This window comes from Allorhodopirellula heiligendammensis (assembly GCF_007860105.1).
In the GTDB taxonomy this organism is placed as follows: Bacteria; Planctomycetota; Planctomycetia; order Pirellulales; family Pirellulaceae; genus Rhodopirellula; species Rhodopirellula heiligendammensis.
This window is the reverse complement of the sequence record NZ_SJPU01000002.1, coordinates 1,424,862-1,441,724: the sequence shown is the minus strand read 5'-3', so window position 1 is coordinate 1,441,724 and position 16,863 is coordinate 1,424,862. Positions and strand designations below refer to the sequence as shown.

The window sequence follows — 16,863 nt, the reverse complement described above, 5'->3', positions numbered from 1 at the left end:
ATGGGGATGCATGTGGACGAAACAACTCGGCAGGCGACGCGGCAGTGGGCACTCGCTCAACCGGCGGTTTCAGCGTTCATTACATCGGTCGTTCGCGATTTTCGAGATCGCGACGATGTGCTCCAAGATGTTGCTGTGGCCGTGATCGAGTCTTTCAATTCCTACGATCCCGACTATCCCTTTGTCGCCTGGGCAATCGGCGTTGCCCGCAACCAAGTTAGACTTTACTTGCGCGGTCGACGGCGAGATCGGCTGGTGTTCGATGATGAAACCGTGGCTGCTCTCGCGATGGCCGTTACTGAAGTGATGCCCGAGGCCACGCCACAAATGGATTATTTGCACGACTGCATCGATTTAGTGGAAGGGCGGGCAAGCTTGCTGCTTGAACTTCGCTATCGAAATGACCTGAAGCCAGCCGCGATTGCGGATCAAGTCGGCATGACCGCGAACTCCGTCGCCAAAGCGTTGCAGCGAGTGCGGGAGCATTTGAAGAACTGTATTGATCAAAAGCACGCGGAGGCTGGTATTCCATGAGCGCCGCCATCCAAGATCTCATCAGTGGCTATATCGATGACTCGCTATCGCGCGAGCAGCTTCAAGAACTGAGCGAGTGGATTAATTTCGAGCCTTCGAACGCACGGCAATTTGCCTCAGCCTTGCTACTGCACGACCGGCTGCGAAATCATTTCATTGCCCACGAAGAACAGGCATACCAACAAATCGATGCGTCATCTTTGGTTGCACCCGCGAAAGCGAGTGCTCGCCAGTGGCGTGCTCATCGACAGCTCGCATGGGCGACGACAGCATGCCTGGTCTTGGTAGCGACGTTGTTTTTTTGGCAAACCCTGGGAGCTCGCTCTGCGTCCGCCGCGATGCGGGAACTGAACCGCATCATGATTGCCAACGACCGGTCGATCGATCGTACCTTCGAGATCGCTGTCGAGACGACAAGCGCCCCACAAGGAGACCGAGAGCGGACATCGCCCGAGCACGAACGCCCGCCTAAACCTTCCCTCGATCAAGCCATCCTGGATGTGCGTGGGGCAAGACAGTTCGTGCTGACCCGAAAGACTGAGCAGGGAGATTCCTTTATTACGGGAAGCAATGGGGTGACGAGCTGGGCTGTTCGGCCCGATGGACCGGTTCGCTTCAGCAATGACCTGACGCGTTTTAATCGAGACCTGCCTGGCCATGAATGCTCGCTGCCAATCAACAACCTCCACGATGGACTCGATGCGCTGCGGACAGCCTACGACCTGACGCTGCTCCCCGCCCTGACCACCGACTCTGTCGACGATCCGTCTCGGCGGATGGTGGCGGTGAAGAAGCCTGGCTATCGAGGACCCGCGGAAGTTGAAATCACATATGACTCGGCGAACGGCCAGATTCGCAAAATGCGTTTTGTCGCGATGCCCTACGGAGTTGACAACGTCACCCTGACCATGACCCTGGTCGCCGAACGGGAGCTCCCGGCAAACCACTTCGACCACCAAACCCATCATGCCCCCCTGCGCCGTGTGGAATTTGAATAAATGAAAAACAAACGAATAGCAGCCTTGACCCTCTGTCTCTCCGTTCTCACCGGGGCGGCATTATTCACTCAGCATGCCTGGCTCGAACCTGCCTACAGCCAGCATGCCCAGCAACCCGGCATGGGCAAGCCTCGCATGAGTGACACCATCACAGCGAATATCTACGCAGACAATTGGTTCGTTATGTATATCAATGGTGAACTGGTGGCGGTTGACTCCATCAAATTCATGCCACACAACGTCATTTCGGTCGACATTCTGCCTGCTTACCCAATGACCATTGCGGTCATGGCGAAAGACAATGCCGATGCGACGACAGGCATGGAGTACGCCAACACCAGCATCGGGGACGCGGGTTTCATTTTGAAGTTTGGAGACGGCACGGTCACCAACGCCAACTGGAAGGCGAAGGCATACTCTCACGGCCCCATCGACCGCGATACCGTCAATCCGCGAGTCGAAGATGCTCCGATCCCCCAGGATTGGTACACCATCGAGTTCAACGACAGCTCATGGGGCAATGCTAGGGAGTACACCCAACAGCAAGTCAGCCCGAAGGCCCCATTTTTCGAGCATGATTTCCAGGGCGCCGCTTTCATCTGGACCGACGACATCGAGCTCGACAACACGGTCGTTTTTCGCCACGTCGTGAGCGCTCCACCAGATGGAAAATCTCGGCCTGATTTTTCGAACCTCAACAACATCAACCCGAATGCCCCCCACAGGAAACCAAGGTCGTGAGAATTCGATGCTGTGATGAAGAAGGAGCCATGATGATGCACAACCGCCTGCTGCCCGGAACCATGGTGCTGCTGACGCTGTTCAATTCAACATCGCAACTGTCTGCACATGAAGGTGGACACCATGATGACTCGGATGCACCCACTGCGTCTCGAACATGGTCGATCATTGATAGCAGCGAGCACTTGCATGGGTCTTTCATGTCCGCGAAAGGGGGTCAAGTTCACATTCAAACCGATGCTGGAAAGCTCACACGCATCGCGATCAATCGCCTCAGCACTGCCGACCGAACCTGGATCGAAACTCGCCTAAATGCCCTGAGAACTCTCAATCAGCAGCCCGGCGTACGGCTCGCCATGAAGCCCGCATTGATTCAGCCCGACACTCAAATTCACCCTGATAGCCAAGGCACCACGATAGCGAATGCGATGCCAGCGATCGGCCAGCACTTCAAACCTTTCGGGAAACTGCTGCAACTTCGATGGGACAATGATTTTTTATACGTTGGATCCAATGGACTGCCCGAACACCCCATGATGATCGGCATTCGAGCTTGGCAACAACAGGTCCCCCTCCCACAAAAATACCTGAGGGAGAACGCATGGCGCATTCCATTGCACCCGGTGCCTGCGAAGACCCCAATGTCGACCAAGAATGACTTCCTGCGTGGAGCCATTGCGTTAGCAGTCAATGGTGTGCCGATTTTCAATCCGCTCAATAACCGCGGTGACGATGCATACCTGTTCGGCGAACTGGATGAATACGGCGGCCACTGCGGCCGCGCCGACGATTACCACTACCACATCGCTCCCACTCACCTCGAAGCGACCGCAGGAAAAAATGCCCCGATCGCGTACGCGCTCGACGGCTATCCGATCTTCGGGTACCAAGATGAGAAAGCTGCCGAGTTCGCACCGCTCGACAACCTGGGCGGACATCAGGACGAATCAGGGAACTATCACTATCATGCGCAGAAAACCTATCCTTATTTGAATGGCGGGTTTTATGGCGAAGTGACGCGGCGAGACGGACAGGTGGATCCGCAGCCCCGCGCCGATCCGATTCGACCCGACCTACGTCCCCTTCGCGATGCCCGCATTACCGGCTTCACAAGCACTGAAAATCGGTTCGAACTGCAATATAACGTCGCAGGCAACCAAGGCGTAATCAACTATATTGTGCACGACGACGGCGCAGTGGACTTCACATTCCAGGAACCCTCCGGCAAAACACGCACCGCATCCTATCGCAGCGACATGGGCAAGCCCTTCTTGCCACAATCCGCTGAATGGACAAGCAGCCTAAATATCGGCGACGACGCCGCTGACGCGATGCCTCTCTTGAAAGTCACCAGCCCCGCGTTCGGAGCAGGTGATGAACTGCCAGGGGAATTCACTGGCGATGGCTTAGGCCAATCACCACCAATTGCATGGACCAAGGGGCCTCCAGGCACGCAGGCGTATGCAATCAATCTTTGGCACACGCCTGAATCGGGCGACGTCAAATCGTACTGGGTGCTCTACGACATCCCCGCCGACATCACCAGTTTGCCGCAGAACGTTCGCGGAACCGGGACGCCAGGCACGAACGATAAGGGACATCTCGCTTACGATCCGATGCGATCGAAAGGCCCCGGTGTGAAGCAATACCATCTCACGGTCTTCGCCTTATCGGAATCGCTAGGCCCCGCGTCCACGCCGCTCACCCGAAACGAACTGCTGGAACGCATATCGGGAATCACGCTGGCTCAAGGCACACTGAACTTTCAATACACGCGAAACCGAACCAATACGATGCAGCATTTTGTCGGCGCGATTCTCTTGGTAGTTACTGCGTTCGCACTGTGGCGATGTGCGCGTTGGTTCAGCCAGCGAGAACAGACTCATGAGCGTGCCTCGAATTCGGCACAAGCGAATTGATCCTGCGCAGAGCGACCGGAAAATCGGAGCCGGATTCTCAGCCGATAGTGATCGCGTCGGTGACCGGGATCGTAAAGATTTTCCCATCCCCGATTTCACCGGCGGCGCCCGTCTTCGCCGCAGCGCGGATAATTGCGATGACTTCGTCAACGTCGTCGTCATGGACGACCAAGCTCAAAATCACCTTACGCAGCAGGTCGATGCGATATTCATTGCCGCGAAACGTGGCGACTTGCCCTCGTTGACGACCGTAACCGGTCGCATCACCGGTCATCGTTTCACCGAATCCAGCTTGCTCCAGTGCCGCACGGACCGTGGACAACCGGATCGGCTGGATGATTGCTTCAATCAGTATCATGAAATCCTGAAACCCTTACGATGCCGCATGATCGCTCGACATCGATTCACTCACGCCGGACTCACTCGATTGCGAGCCACTCGACGATTCATCAGCGGTCGCTCGTTGGGCTTCAGCGACAACAGCCATCGCCGCCCGCAACTCAAGCTGTGAGAAGTACGGGATGTTGCCGGTATAAGTATTTTCAACACGGTTTTTCTTGGCCAGTTCGGCCCAGCTCAGTCCGTCCATCAGGTTCCATGCCGCCGCTTGGGCGGTGTTTTGAGCTACCTGCCCGTTACCGATTGCCTGACACAGCAGGGCCACGGCGGGATCCTTCGTGACGCGCTCGAGTGGCACGATAGCGTATTTCATCCGCGGGCTCGGGTCGGGCTTGCCGTGTTCGAGACAGACGGTATCGAGGCCCATTTTGTGCACGCGTCCAGGTTTGACGGTGAACATACCGCCGCCCATGCCGCCACCCATACCACCCATACCGCCGCCCATGCCACCCATGCCGCCGCCCATGCCACCACCGCCGCCCATCGACTGACCACCACCGCCCATACCTCCCATGCCGCCGCCCATACCTCCCATACCACCGCCCATGCCGCCCATACCACCACCCATGCCGCCCATACCACCACCCATCATCTGAGCGTTGACGGGGACGCCAGCGAATGCAGCAGGCATTTGGATCCGGAGCGGTTTCTCGGTCAAATTCTTGACCAGCAGGTTAGCTCGAGCTGCACTCAAGGGAATGAATTCGGCTTCGACTTGACCGGCATCCATGGCGGCGAACAGCCCCGCGAGTTCGGCGGCATCGCCACCGCCGGCAATCGCGACTGGCGAGCTGGCGCCGGCAATCACCGCGACCGCCAATGCGATCACCGCTGGCAGGACCGAAATCCGATGGGAGAACTGTACGGGAGACAAAGAAGAGCGTCGCATCGCGGTGATCCGAGTGAAAAGAGGGTCGAGGAATCGCGAGATTCGAGGTGTAGAACCACCAATTCTACTTGATCATCTCGGTATTCACAAATTTTTCCGTCCTGGGAAGGACCAAATTTCGCTTTTTCTGACTACCGTTTACCGCTAATCGGTACCGCTAGAGGTCCCCCGAAGGCGTCGTAAATGATGAGGAAATTCAACAAGCCCGCAATCATCGTGAACCACGTCCCTAGCTCGTACCCGCTGCCATGGATGGCATACCAAGCGGCGACTTCATCGGCCTCGCCTTCGAGTACAGGGCGATTGGGTGGCGCCATGAACCCATTCCACAGCGGCCGATAACTATCGACGGTGCGCCCCCGGGGGTCCGTATTCTCCCGCATCTTGTTGCCTTGTACCAACGCCGGCAGAGACACTGCGCCCACGCCAGCTTGCAGAAAATAGTGCCAGCGGCGATCGCCGGGTTGCCACGACGCATACACGACATTGGCCCCGCCGATGGCAAAACCGATGACCCACAGTGACAACACACACAGCACGAAAAGCGTGGCCTTGCCTCGGCGACCTTGGTAAAAATGTCCCGCACCTGGGACCAACCACGCCAGGAACGCGGCGAGATAGCGATTGCGAAGATCGACTTCGATCCCGTCCACCTCGATCCTGGTGTCGCCATTGAGCACCGCAGGTGATAACTCAATTTGGCTGGACGGTTTCGCTGCAACGTTTTTTCCGGTTGCACCGGATGCTCCCGTCGAGAGATCGTTTCCCGACTGATCGGACTCATCGCGATGGGGGGATGTCGCCACCTCGCGACGGGCCGCATCAATCGAAGCGGGGGCAGTGGTCCGAGAGCGTGAAGCCATGTGTCGATGAAGTAGTTCGGGAAACGCGGCGCAAGAGAGAGCGGCCATTGTGCGAAATTTTCGCCCGCTGCGATAGCCACGCCCCCTCGGGGATTAGCTGTCCGTTAGAATCGCATGTTATGAAAGATTCATCCGTCGCCCCCGTATTCCTGTTTGATCCCGCTCGACAGCGGCGATTGATCGATGGATTTGTCGGCAGGGTGTCCGACTCGCGGACGGAACACCGCCGGTTGCTGACGGATCAATCAGCTCATCACACCGACCTCGAGCGGCAACTCGCCGAACAGCTCGCTACCGTCAAGTTGAACTGCCTGCAGGACCGCCAAAGCACCCTCCGGCAGTGGGATGACGAGCAGGAAAAGGCAATTATTGCCTATGAAACCGCTTCGATCCAAACCCGCGACCAGTTGCTGCGGACGCGGATCAAGTACCGCAAGGCGTCTACCGACCAAACCACGGTGATCCAAGGCAAGTATGAAAAGCGCCTGATTGCGATCGAACATCAATACAAACAGCGTAAAATCCAGCCCAAGAAGCAACAGGCTGCCGATTCACAACTTCTCGATGAGGCGCTCACGGCGGGCAACAAAGATCTGGAATGGTCTCGCGCACTGACCGTCCGCAGACTCGATCGACTACTCGATGTCACGTTCCCCAAGAATCCCTACGAGGAGTTCAACGAGTCCGAACCGGAAACCGTACGTGACGCTGTCGATCTGATCGCGCGGCAAAACCGGCGTATCAAAGCCGTGACAGTGGATATGCAAAGCGGATTTGCATCCAAGGTCGTCGATTCGTTCTATCTGCCCGGTGCAGTAGCGATGTTTATCACCATCGGCGGGTTCATCATGCTAGCGGTCAGACCCCAACCGCTGATTTGGTGGTTACTGGGCTTGGTCGCAGTGGCTGGCACGTTGGGTTTTTTGATCTATGCGGCTCTCCTGTTTCCCCTCCGCAAGATGACGCGGAGGCTGCACCCGCTCGCCGAACGAATTCGTCACACCGCCGAGATCGCCGCAGATCGAGCTCGTGGGATTTCCAAACGACATGCCGAGCACGCAGCTCAAGAACTCCGAGATCGACGTCAAGCGCACCTGGCAGAAGCAGAACGCTGGAAACGCGACCAGATCGCCGACATGCAGCAAAAACTCGATATCGCGCAGAAGGCCGAGCAGAGCAAGCTTCAAGCCCAGGTCGATCGTATCGACGCGCAGTTCCGCAGCGGTTTCGCGACCCTGCAGCGAACCATGCGGGAGCGTGCTGACTCGATCGCGACGACGATCACCCAAACCTTGCATCAAAGCAACGAGGCAGCCGATCAAACACTCGCTCGAACGCAACAACAGCACCAACATACGCTCGCGTCGCTGTCAGCACGTTTGGAATCAGGCCTGCGGCGCGGGATGAACCGAATCCAAGCGGCAACCGACTTGGTTCAATGCCGCTTCCCCCCTTGGGAACACGTCGTGACGTCTCCCGCGGACACTCTCGGCGCGATCGATTTTCTGCCACTCGGGCAACTCCGCTTGGGCCAACGGCTCAAAACCAGATTCGATGATGCGTTGGGCTACACTCATCAAGGCGATGCCCCCAGCGAAGCCGATATTCTGTCGAAGATCAATATCCCGGAAACGATGCCGCTGGTGATTCATCGCCGCTGTCATTCAGGCGTACTCATCGAAGTGCCACCACAACAGCTCGACGAAGGAATCGCCATCGCCCACCAGGTGCTCTGGCGATTGCTCAGCACCGCCGCGCCCGGTCGAGCCAAGGTGACCCTGATTGATGCCAATAGCCGGGGGCAACACTTTGCTAGCTTCATGGCGTTAGCAGACCACGATCCTTCGCTGATTCATCACCGAGTATGGACCACCAGCGACAAAATCACGCAGCGTCTGACCGAGCTGACACATCATGTCGAGAACGTCTTGCAGGCGAGTTTGCGAGATCGATTCGAGCGTATCGAAGACTACAACGAAGTCGCTGGCTCGCTCGCCGAGCCCTATCACGCGATCGCGGCGGTCGGTTTTCCCGACGGTTTATCGCGTGAGTCTTACATGCACCTGAAATCGCTGATCCAGAGCGGCACGCGGTGCGGCGTCTTTGTGATTCTCGTAATTGAGCAAGGCAAAACCTGGCCAGCGGACATGCCGCCCATCGACAGCGACAAGCTGCTCCGACTCGAATACCGCGACGATCAGTGGCACTGCGATTCCGAAGGGATCGATGATCTGGATTTTTGGCCAGCCCCGCCACCGCCTGCCGAGGACCGCGAACCTTTAATTCGCCGCATTGGCAGAGGCTCGCTCGAGGCAGCCCGCGTCGTCGTCGAATTGGAATCCCTACTGCCTGGAGGGCATGTTCCCACTGGTGACGAAACCGGCTCGACCGATGAGGGAGTCGCGATCACGATCGGCAGCCAAGGGGCCGGCCGCACCCGCCGCCTGTTACTCGGCGAAGGTGTTCGCCAGCATGTCCTGATTGCCGGTAAAACCGGATCAGGCAAGAGCACGCTGCTGCACAGCATCATCACCGCTGGAGCCGCCCAGTACACACCCGATCAACTTCAGTTCTATCTGCTCGATTTCAAAAAGGGCGTCGAGTTCAAAGTCTATGCTGACAGGGGCCTGCCCCATGCCCGCGTGATCGGCATCGAGAGCGAACGTGAATTTGGCCGCAGCGTGCTGCAACGTCTCGACGCCGAACTGGCCTCGCGTGGGGAAGCTTTCCGTGTCGCCGGAGTTCAAGAACTCGGGGAGTTCCGCGCTCGACAACCCGCCCAAAGCATGCCGCGCATCATGCTGGTGATCGATGAATTCCAAGAGCTGTTCACCCGAGATGATTCGCTGGCGGCGGACTGCACGGCGCTCCTGGACCGATTGGTTCGCCAAGGACGGTCGTTCGGTATCCACGTGGTCCTAAGCAGCCAATCGCTCGCAGGTGCCAATAGTCTGCCTCGCGCGACTCTCGGGCAGATGGCGGTACGTGTGGCGATGCAGTGCAGCGAGGCTGATGCCGCGATGATCCTGGCCGACGATAACACTGCGGCCAGACTACTGTCGCGTCCCGGTGAAGCGATTTACAACGACGCCAGCGGCTTACTCGAGGGCAATCATCCTTTCCAAGTCGCGTGGTTGGGGCCCCAAGAGCACGCCGCGATGCTGGAAGAAATTGCAACCCGCGACGTTGCCTTCGGCCGATCACTCGGACCATCGATTGTCTTTGAAGGCAATCGCCCGAGCCAGTTCACCGCCGCGCTCGCTCGAGCGGCGATGGCATCGCTCAGCGCCGCCGACAAGGTCGCTGGGTTGCTGGGCGAAGCCGTTGAGCTCGGTCCGCCCACAACGCTCCGCTTCCAGTCCGATACCGGCCGGAGCGCAGTCGTGGTCGCGCCACCCAAAATGCGAGTTAGCATTCTCTCGACATTCATCGCGTCCGCCGTCGCACACACACCCGCTCTGTCGATCGTCTTGTTCGATGGCTCTCGTGCCGATGATGGGCCGTCAATCGCGGACTGGCTCAGCACAACGGGGATCCCCGCTCAGATCGTTCGCCACCGTGATAGCGCAGCGAAGATGATCGCGCTGGCCAAGGTTGTCGAAGCTAGAATTGCCACAGAATCTGGACGCGAAATCGAATCCGCACCGACAACCTCATCCGATCACGATCGTTTCGTGGGCTCGTTTTCATTAGACGCCCCCACGAACGACCTCGATGGACAATCGACAGCTAATGACGACTCCGGTGCCGCTCCACCAGTCGCTGAGCCGGAGACAGCTGCAGACGATGGAGCCACGATGCTCGTCGTCATTGACGCTCTGGACCGCCTACGAGATCTGAGGCAGAGTGAATCACTCGACTTCTCGCTCGACGCATCCCACAAGCAAAGCGGCAGCAAAGCCTTCCAAACCCTCCTCCGAGACGGCCCGACGGTCGGCGTGTTTGTGATCGTGACACTGCCGTCGGCCGAAGTCTTCACACGGTGGCTGCCCAGGCAAAGTCAGAATGACTTGGAATTACGTTTGATCGGCCCCATCAATGCCGCTGACTCTTCGCTGCTAATCGATTCGCCCGTGGCATCGGAACTCTCACCCGCCACCATGATTCTCTATGACGATGCCGATGGTCGGACGACCAAGTTCCGCATCTGTGACCCACCCACGCTGGACGAGATGAACGCCCTTCAGGCCCCCTGACCGCCCCCTTCGCCCCCTCTGCGTGTTTCCCGGTTCGACGTGCCCCCGCTCAGGCATTACATTCACCGCCAATACCCTTGAACCTACCACGCCCTCCTGAGCCGCCCCATGACCACCCCAGCTCAACAAACCATCGCCACGGTCCAACCTATCCGCAAGATTTGTTGCATTGGTGCGGGATATGTCGGCGGGCCTACGATGGCAATGATTGCCAAACAGTGCCCTCACATCGAAGTCCGCGTCGTCGATATCAATGCGGCGAGAATTGCCCAGTGGAATAGCGACACGCTGCCGATCTATGAACCGGGCTTGCAAGAGGTGGTCAGTGAGTGCCGAGGACGAAACCTGTTCTTTTCGACCGAAGTCGACGAGGCCATCGCTGAATCCCAAATGATCTTCATTTCGGTCAATACGCCGACCAAGCATTTCGGGGTCGGAGCCGGTCGAGCGGCGAACCTGGAATTCATTGAGAAGTGCGCTCGCAAAATCGCCGAAGTCGCCCGCGGCCACAAGATCGTCGTTGAAAAATCAACTTTGCCTGTGCGCACCGCCCAAGCGATTAAAACAATTCTGGGAGGCGTCTCGACCGGGGCTACGTTTGACGTATTAAGCAACCCCGAATTCCTCGCCGAAGGCACCGCAGTGGAAGATCTGCTCTTACCTGATCGCGTCCTGATCGGGGGTGAAAGCCAAGCTGCGATTGACGCACTCGTGGATGTCTACGCCAACTGGGTCCCGAAAGAGCGATTGCTGACCACCAATTTGTGGAGCAGTGAACTCTCCAAACTCACCGCCAATGCGTTTTTGGCCCAGCGTGTGTCGTCCATCAATTCCATCTCGGCACTCTGTGAAGCGACCGAAGCGGATGTGGACGAAGTCGCCACCGCGATTGGCATGGATTCCCGGATCGGCCCCAAATTCCTGAAGTCTTCGGTCGGTTTCGGAGGCTCGTGTTTTCAAAAAGACATCCTCAATCTCGTCTACCTTTGCGAATACTTCCGCTTGCCCGAGGTAGCTGAGTATTGGGAACAGGTCGTGAAGATGAACGACTATCAGAAGAGTCGCTTCGTCACGCGGATTGTCCGCACACTCTTCAATACCGTGTCGGACAAGAAGATCGCGATCTGGGGCTTTGCATTTAAAAAGGACACCAACGACACTCGCGAGTCAGCGGCCATCTACGTATGTCGCGATCTGCTGCGAGAACGCGCGAAGCTCAGTATCTACGATCCCCGGGTCAGCCCCGAGCACATTCGTCGCGAGCTGGCCGATGCGATGCGTAATGGCGACGCTGAACTCAACGCGACGTCGACGAAACTACTTGCTGAAAACGTCGAGATTGTATCGGATGTCGATACCGCCTCACGCGATGCTCACGCTATCGCGGTCCTGACCGAATGGGATGAATTTACCAACGCGAATTTCCAGCAGATTCATGACAACATGAAGAAGCCGGCATTCCTATTCGATGGCCGAAATCTATTGAAAGACCTGCCACTCTCCGAACATGGTTTTGATTACCACGGCATCGGCTTCTCAAGCTAAGCGTCAGACCAGCCTGATGAACGGTAGTGTGCTCTGCATCGAGCACATCGCCCTATGCTAGAATTCCTTGCACCACCTCTCCGTGTACGTCGGTGAGCCGGAAGTCGCGGCCTTGGAAACGGTAGGTCAACCGTTTGTGGTTGAAACCTAACAGATGCAAGATCGTCGCGTGAAGGTCGTGGACATGCACGGGATTTTCGGCCACGTCAAATCCGAGATCATCGGTGCTGCCGTAAACCATCCCTGGTTTCAAACCACCACCAGCCATCCACATTGAAAATGAGTTGGGGTGATGGTCACGGCCGTCATTGCCGCCTTGAACCATCGGTGTCCGACCAAACTCGCCTCCCCAGATCACGAGTGTCTCCTCCAGCATCCCCTGCTGCTTGAGATCCTTCACCAAGGCCGCACAGGCTTGATCGGTATCTTGGCAATTCTTGGTCAGCCCTGACTTGAGCCCCCCGTGTTGATCCCAGGATTCATGGAACAACTGTACAAAGCGAACTCCACGCTGAACCAATCGCCGCGCCAGCAAGCAGTTGTTGGCAAAGGATTTTTCACCAGGTTTCGCGCCATACAAGCTCAGCATCTCCGCAGATTCATCGTCGAGATTCATCGCCTCCGGTGCACTTGCTTGCATCCGGAATGCCATCTCGTATGAATTAACACGAGTGGCAATCTCCGGGTCGCCGACCACATCGAGTCGCTTACGGTTAAGTTCGTTGACCGCCGCCAGCGTGCTGGCTTGCGTCTGGTTGTTCATGCCTGGGGGATTGGATAGGTACAGCACGGGGTCGCCGCTGCTCCGAAATTCAACGCCCGAGTAGGTTGTCGGCAGGAATCCCGAATTCCAATTGCCCGCCCCAGCGCTGGGTCCTTTCTGGCCACTGTTGAAGACGACGTAGGCAGGCAGGTCTTTGGTCTCGCTACCGAGCCCATAGGTCAGCCACGAGCCCATGCTCGGCCGGCCGAACTGCTGCGAACCGGTGCTCATCATCAATTGAGCTGGTGCGTGGTTGAAGGCGTCTGTTTTCATGGAACGAATCAAACAGATGTCGTCGATCACGCCAGCGGTATAGGGCAATAGCTCGCTGACCTCTGTGCCCGCTTGACCGTGTTTGGCAAATCCAAACTTTGGGCCGAGCAGTTTGGAATGGGGGTTGATGAAAGCGGCCCGGTAGCCATCGAGTAGATCGGCGGGCGGCAATGTGCCATCGAGCTTCGCAAGGTGCGGTTTGTAATCAAACATCTCGAACTGGCTGGGACCACCGCCCATGAACAGCAAAATTACATTCTTAATCTTGGCCGGAAAATGTGGTGGCTTGACCGCCAAGGGATCGACTGCCTGCGATGCTCGGTCGTCTACCTCGGCAGCGTATCCCGCCTCAGCAAGTAGGGTTGTCAGGGCGATGTGGCCTAGACCGATGCCGCATTGTGCCAACAACCAGTCGCGACGAGCCAAGCGTGTACGCTGCTCCAAGCGATTCGTGAAGATATTCTGATTCATGATTTGGTTATCGTTTCATCGAGATTCAAAAGGGCACGACTGACCACAATCCAGGCTGCCAACTCCGAGGGCGATTGACCGGTCAATTGCCTGCAGCGGTCCAAAGGAACACCGATCATGTCCTGCAGACGTTGCTGAAATGCAGCGTTTGCGATTCGATCGCTCGGTACATCGTGCAGTTGAGCCCGCTGCTCATTGAGTAATTTTTCAAGCACGTCAATCTCGTCGGCATCCGGACGGCGACTCGTGCAGAGTCGGAAGGCGTAGGCAATCCGGTCACGATCAAGTGAATCGGTGCTCGTCGCTCCACCATCAGCAGACTGGAGCCACGTGCGATCCACTGCAGTAGTGGTCCCTACGGAACTCACCTCGCGCAGTGTCCGCGCCGCCAAGCCTCGCGCCGCATCGACAAACTGCGGCTCATTGAGCAGCACGAGCGCCTGTAGCGGCGTGTTGCTTTGCTCGCGTCGCACACAGGCTGCATCACCCTTGGGAGCGTCGAACACCTGCAGGGGCGGATAGGGGACACTACGGTATTGATGCACATAGAGCGACCGCCGGTATTGTTCGGAGTCGGTGTCCAAGTCCCAAATTTTCGGTCCATAGCTGGTTGGTGGTTCGAACAAGAACCGGGGAGCGGGTGGATAGACACTCGGACCACCGAGTTGAAGGTTGAGCAGCCCGCTGGCGGAAAGCGCCAGGTCACGAACCATTTCCGCCTCGATCCGCACACGAGGACCCCGGGCGAGCAGTTCATTCCTGGGATCGTCCAGCCAAGCCTGCGGATGAGCCGTGGAACGCTGGCGATACGTTGCCGAGTCCACAATCAGCCGATGGACATGCTTCAAGCTCCAACCGCTATCGACAAGCTCCCGAGCGAGGAAATCGAGTAATTCCGGGTGCGAAGGCGGTGACGACTGCAAGCCGAAATCTTCCGGCGTGGCCACCAACCCGTGACCGAAATAGGCTTGCCAAATCCGGTTAACAATCACCCGGGGTGTCGTCGGAGAATCTTTGGAGACAAGCCAGCGAGCGAACCGCAGCCGAGCAGGCTCATTCGATTCCGGCATCGAGTTCAAAAATTCGGGTACGTCCGGAACAACTTTTTCGCTTGGACTGAGAAAGTCGCCACGGCTCAATACAAACGTCTCGCGGGGTTGCTCTGTCGAAATGGCGACCAACTGCGTCGTCGTTTCAGGATACTGCTTCCAAAGCGCATCGATCTCAGCGTTTTTCTTCGCAAAGGATTTCTGACTCAATCGCCACTGCGAAAACAGGTCGTGCCACTGAGACATGGAACGCTCCGACGCCGGTACAGCGAGCAGCGGTATGACATTCGTCCTGAGCGCTGACGCGGGAACCGTTTCCGCATCTGTAATACTGAATCGATATCGCCCCATCAAAAAATTCTGATTGTCGTCACTGTTCCAACCACCGTGCTTTTGCTCCAGCGTGAAGGTCAGGGTGGCCTCGCCGTCGATCACGATCGGTGACTCGGGGATGAAGACGGCATGGCGGGATTCGTTGCTGCGTCCGGGCCCCAAGTCGGTGGTCCAGGCGGTCTCGCCATCACCGTCGAATGCGAATTCAATCGGCCCGACTTTGCGGTGATCGTTACTCGCGTCCTTATTGCGATACTGTGGTTTCAGCTCACTTACGGGCGGATTGACGTCCGACATCGCCCGGACAAACTTCACATCGATCGCGGGCGCATTCTTGGTCGTGGGCTGGATTTTGAGTTTAAACTCCGTCAATGCACCCGTTCCATCGATGCTACGGCCGGGGCCCCCGCGAGGCAATTGCGGATGCGTCAACGCCTCAAGCCGGACCGCTGAGATTGTGCCGACATGCGTTGTTAACGAAAAATCATCGCTGGTCTTGGTCGGAGCGTAGCTTTCACTAACCACGGAACCATCTGGCAGCACTCGGAACTTCTGGCCTTGAAACGGAACCTCCTCCGGCTTCATGACCTGCCATGAAGGTAGTTCAGCGGCCGTCGATTCCGCCCAATCTTGAAGTTGAGATTGCCAATCCGGTGTGATCGAGCGAAGGTGATCTTCGATCTGGTGGATTGCGTCCAGAGTTTTGTCTCGCTGCCGAACCTGGTCAGGAGTGTAGACGGAGATGCAGCCCTCATGGAAATCGTTGAGGGCCGCAAACATTTGATAGTACTCAGCGTGGCTGATCGGATCGTACTTGTGCGTGTGACACTGGGCACACTGTGTGGTGATTCCCAGGACAGCTTTACCGATCGCATCAACACGATCAAAGACGCCCTCGACGCGAAACTGCTCAGGATCCGCACCGCCCTCTTCGTTGGTCATCGAGTTGCGTAGGAAGCCCGTTGCCACTCGCTGACGCTGCGTTGCCCCGGAAATCAGATCGCCAGCAATTTGCTCGATCACAAATTGATCGTAGGGCATGTCATGGTTCATCGCATCGATGACCCAGTCGCGGTAGAACCACACCGATCGCTGCATATCCTTTTCATACCCGGCGGAGTCCGAATAGCGAGCGGCATCGAGCCACCAACGAGCCCAGCGTTCACCGAAATGAGGGGACTCGACGAGCTCATCGATCAGATTGCCGATCGTCTCATCGGAGGCGTTAACGTCCTGAGCGGAGGCGTTAACGTCCTGAGCGGAGTCCACCGAAAGCAGTTCAAGTTGTTCCAAACTCGGCGGCAGTCCCACGAGGTCGAGCGACAACCTTCTCGCCAGCGTATCGCGGTCCGCCGGTGGCGAGGGCGTCCGCGATTCAGCTTCCAGTCTCGCTAGCACAAAGTAATCAATTTCATTTCGTGGCCACTGCGTATGCTTGACCTGCGGTAGGTCTGGTCGGCGGGGAACGACGAACGCCCAGTGCGCATCATACGGTGCGTCCTGGGCAATCCAACGACGGAGCGTTGCCGCTTCGGCAGCCGAGACCGACTTACCCGTCGACGGGGGCGGCATGACAAGATCGGGATCATCGCTGGTGATGCGGGCGATGAGCTCACTCTCCTCGGGACTGCCTGGAACGATCGCGGCAAAATCAATCGCCTCATCGCGGTCATCCAAACGCAATCCTGCCTCCCGAGTCTCCTCGTCAGGGCCGTGACACAAGAAACACTTGTCGGACAGCACCGTACGCACTTCTCGATTGAAGTCGACGAGTTCCCCTGCATCTAAGACGGGGGACATGATGGCGGCAACGAGGCATCCCAACGCCACACCGATGATGACCGTTGGCGTTCGATAAAAATTCATGCAATTCTCAAAATGGTGCATCGC

The 16,863-nt window shown here is 57.4% G+C and carries 11 protein-coding genes; 6 read left to right on the top strand and 5 right to left on the bottom strand.

The window, feature by feature from the left end:
- The 4 genes from Poly21_RS15730 to Poly21_RS15715 are packed head-to-tail and all read left to right on the top strand — an operon-like array spanning window position 1 to window position 4,192.
- Window positions 1–534 (top strand): sigma-70 family RNA polymerase sigma factor, encoded by a 534-nt coding sequence (locus Poly21_RS15730; RefSeq protein WP_302119122.1) that lies wholly within the window; start codon window positions 1–3, stop codon window positions 532–534.
- A complete protein-coding gene (locus Poly21_RS15725) occupies window positions 531–1,532 on the top strand; it encodes a hypothetical protein (protein ID WP_146407881.1) in 1,002 nt (333 codons plus the stop codon). Before Poly21_RS15730 ends, Poly21_RS15725 begins: the two co-directional genes overlap by 4 nt.
- Window positions 1,533–2,273, top strand: a complete 741-nt coding sequence (locus Poly21_RS15720) for a hypothetical protein (protein ID WP_302119120.1) — start codon at window positions 1,533–1,535, stop codon at window positions 2,271–2,273.
- A gap of 32 nt (window positions 2,274–2,305) precedes the next feature.
- Window positions 2,306–4,192: a YbhB/YbcL family Raf kinase inhibitor-like protein gene (locus Poly21_RS15715; protein WP_302119787.1), complete on the top strand. Its 1,887-nt coding sequence runs from the start codon at window positions 2,306–2,308 to the stop codon at window positions 4,190–4,192.
- 37 nt (window positions 4,193–4,229) lie between these two features.
- Here the strand turns inward: Poly21_RS15715 and Poly21_RS15710 are convergent, their stop codons facing one another.
- The 3 genes from Poly21_RS15710 to Poly21_RS15695 form a co-directional block, all read right to left on the bottom strand.
- On the bottom strand, window positions 4,230–4,550 hold the full coding sequence (locus Poly21_RS15710; protein WP_146407880.1) for a P-II family nitrogen regulator: 321 nt from the start codon (window positions 4,548–4,550) through the stop codon (window positions 4,230–4,232).
- Between the two features lie 15 nt (window positions 4,551–4,565).
- Window positions 4,566–5,480 carry a hypothetical protein gene (locus Poly21_RS27605; protein ID WP_302119119.1) on the bottom strand — a complete coding sequence of 305 codons (915 nt, stop codon included), beginning with the start codon at window positions 5,478–5,480 and terminating at the stop codon, window positions 4,566–4,568.
- Between the two features lie 131 nt (window positions 5,481–5,611).
- Window positions 5,612–6,343: a DUF6677 family protein gene (locus Poly21_RS15695; protein WP_302119118.1), complete on the bottom strand. Its 732-nt coding sequence runs from the start codon at window positions 6,341–6,343 to the stop codon at window positions 5,612–5,614.
- A 119-nt stretch (window positions 6,344–6,462) separates the two neighbouring features.
- Here Poly21_RS15695 and Poly21_RS15690 point away from each other — a divergent pair, with 119 nt between their 5' ends.
- Together Poly21_RS15690 and Poly21_RS15685 are read left to right on the top strand one after the other, a co-directional pair.
- Entirely contained in the window at window positions 6,463–10,539 is a 4,077-nt protein-coding gene (locus Poly21_RS15690) for an FtsK/SpoIIIE domain-containing protein (RefSeq protein ID WP_146407879.1), read from the top strand.
- A 108-nt stretch (window positions 10,540–10,647) separates the two neighbouring features.
- Window positions 10,648–12,084 carry a UDP-glucose 6-dehydrogenase gene (locus Poly21_RS15685; RefSeq protein WP_146407878.1) on the top strand — a complete coding sequence of 479 codons (1,437 nt, stop codon included), beginning with the start codon at window positions 10,648–10,650 and terminating at the stop codon, window positions 12,082–12,084.
- Between the two features lie 52 nt (window positions 12,085–12,136).
- Here Poly21_RS15685 and Poly21_RS15680 read toward each other — a convergent pair whose 3' ends face one another.
- Together Poly21_RS15680 and Poly21_RS15675 are read right to left on the bottom strand one after the other, a co-directional pair.
- Window positions 12,137–13,591, bottom strand: coding sequence for a DUF1501 domain-containing protein (locus tag Poly21_RS15680; RefSeq protein ID WP_146407877.1), 1,455 nt, complete (start codon window positions 13,589–13,591; stop codon window positions 12,137–12,139).
- Entirely contained in the window at window positions 13,588–16,839 is a 3,252-nt protein-coding gene (locus Poly21_RS15675) for a PSD1 and planctomycete cytochrome C domain-containing protein (RefSeq protein ID WP_146407876.1), read from the bottom strand. The genes Poly21_RS15680 and Poly21_RS15675 overlap by 4 nt, the downstream gene beginning before the upstream one ends.
- Window positions 16,840–16,863: the final 24 nt, after the last annotated feature.

Bases quoted from the DNA above. Each gene is read 5' to 3' on its own strand.
- Poly21_RS15695 (WP_302119118.1), bottom strand. From the start codon at position 6,343: ATGGCTTCACGCTCTCGGACCACTGCCCCCGCTTCGATTGATGCGGCC.
- Poly21_RS15720 (WP_302119120.1), top strand. From the start codon at position 1,533: ATGAAAAACAAACGAATAGCAGCCTTGACCCTCTGTCTCTCCGTTCTC.
- Poly21_RS27605 (WP_302119119.1), bottom strand. From the start codon at position 5,480: ATGCGACGCTCTTCTTTGTCTCCCGTACAGTTCTCCCATCGGATTTCG.
- Poly21_RS15685 (WP_146407878.1), top strand. From the start codon at position 10,648: ATGACCACCCCAGCTCAACAAACCATCGCCACGGTCCAACCTATCCGC.
- Poly21_RS15725 (WP_146407881.1), top strand. From the start codon at position 531: ATGAGCGCCGCCATCCAAGATCTCATCAGTGGCTATATCGATGACTCG.
- Poly21_RS15680 (WP_146407877.1), bottom strand. From the start codon at position 13,591: ATGAATCAGAATATCTTCACGAATCGCTTGGAGCAGCGTACACGCTTG.
- Poly21_RS15715 (WP_302119787.1), top strand. From the start codon at position 2,306: ATGATGCACAACCGCCTGCTGCCCGGAACCATGGTGCTGCTGACGCTG.
- Poly21_RS15690 (WP_146407879.1), top strand. From the start codon at position 6,463: ATGAAAGATTCATCCGTCGCCCCCGTATTCCTGTTTGATCCCGCTCGA.
- Poly21_RS15710 (WP_146407880.1), bottom strand. From the start codon at position 4,550: ATGATACTGATTGAAGCAATCATCCAGCCGATCCGGTTGTCCACGGTC.
- Poly21_RS15730 (WP_302119122.1), top strand. From the start codon at position 1: ATGGGGATGCATGTGGACGAAACAACTCGGCAGGCGACGCGGCAGTGG.
- Poly21_RS15675 (WP_146407876.1), bottom strand. From the start codon at position 16,839: ATGAATTTTTATCGAACGCCAACGGTCATCATCGGTGTGGCGTTGGGA.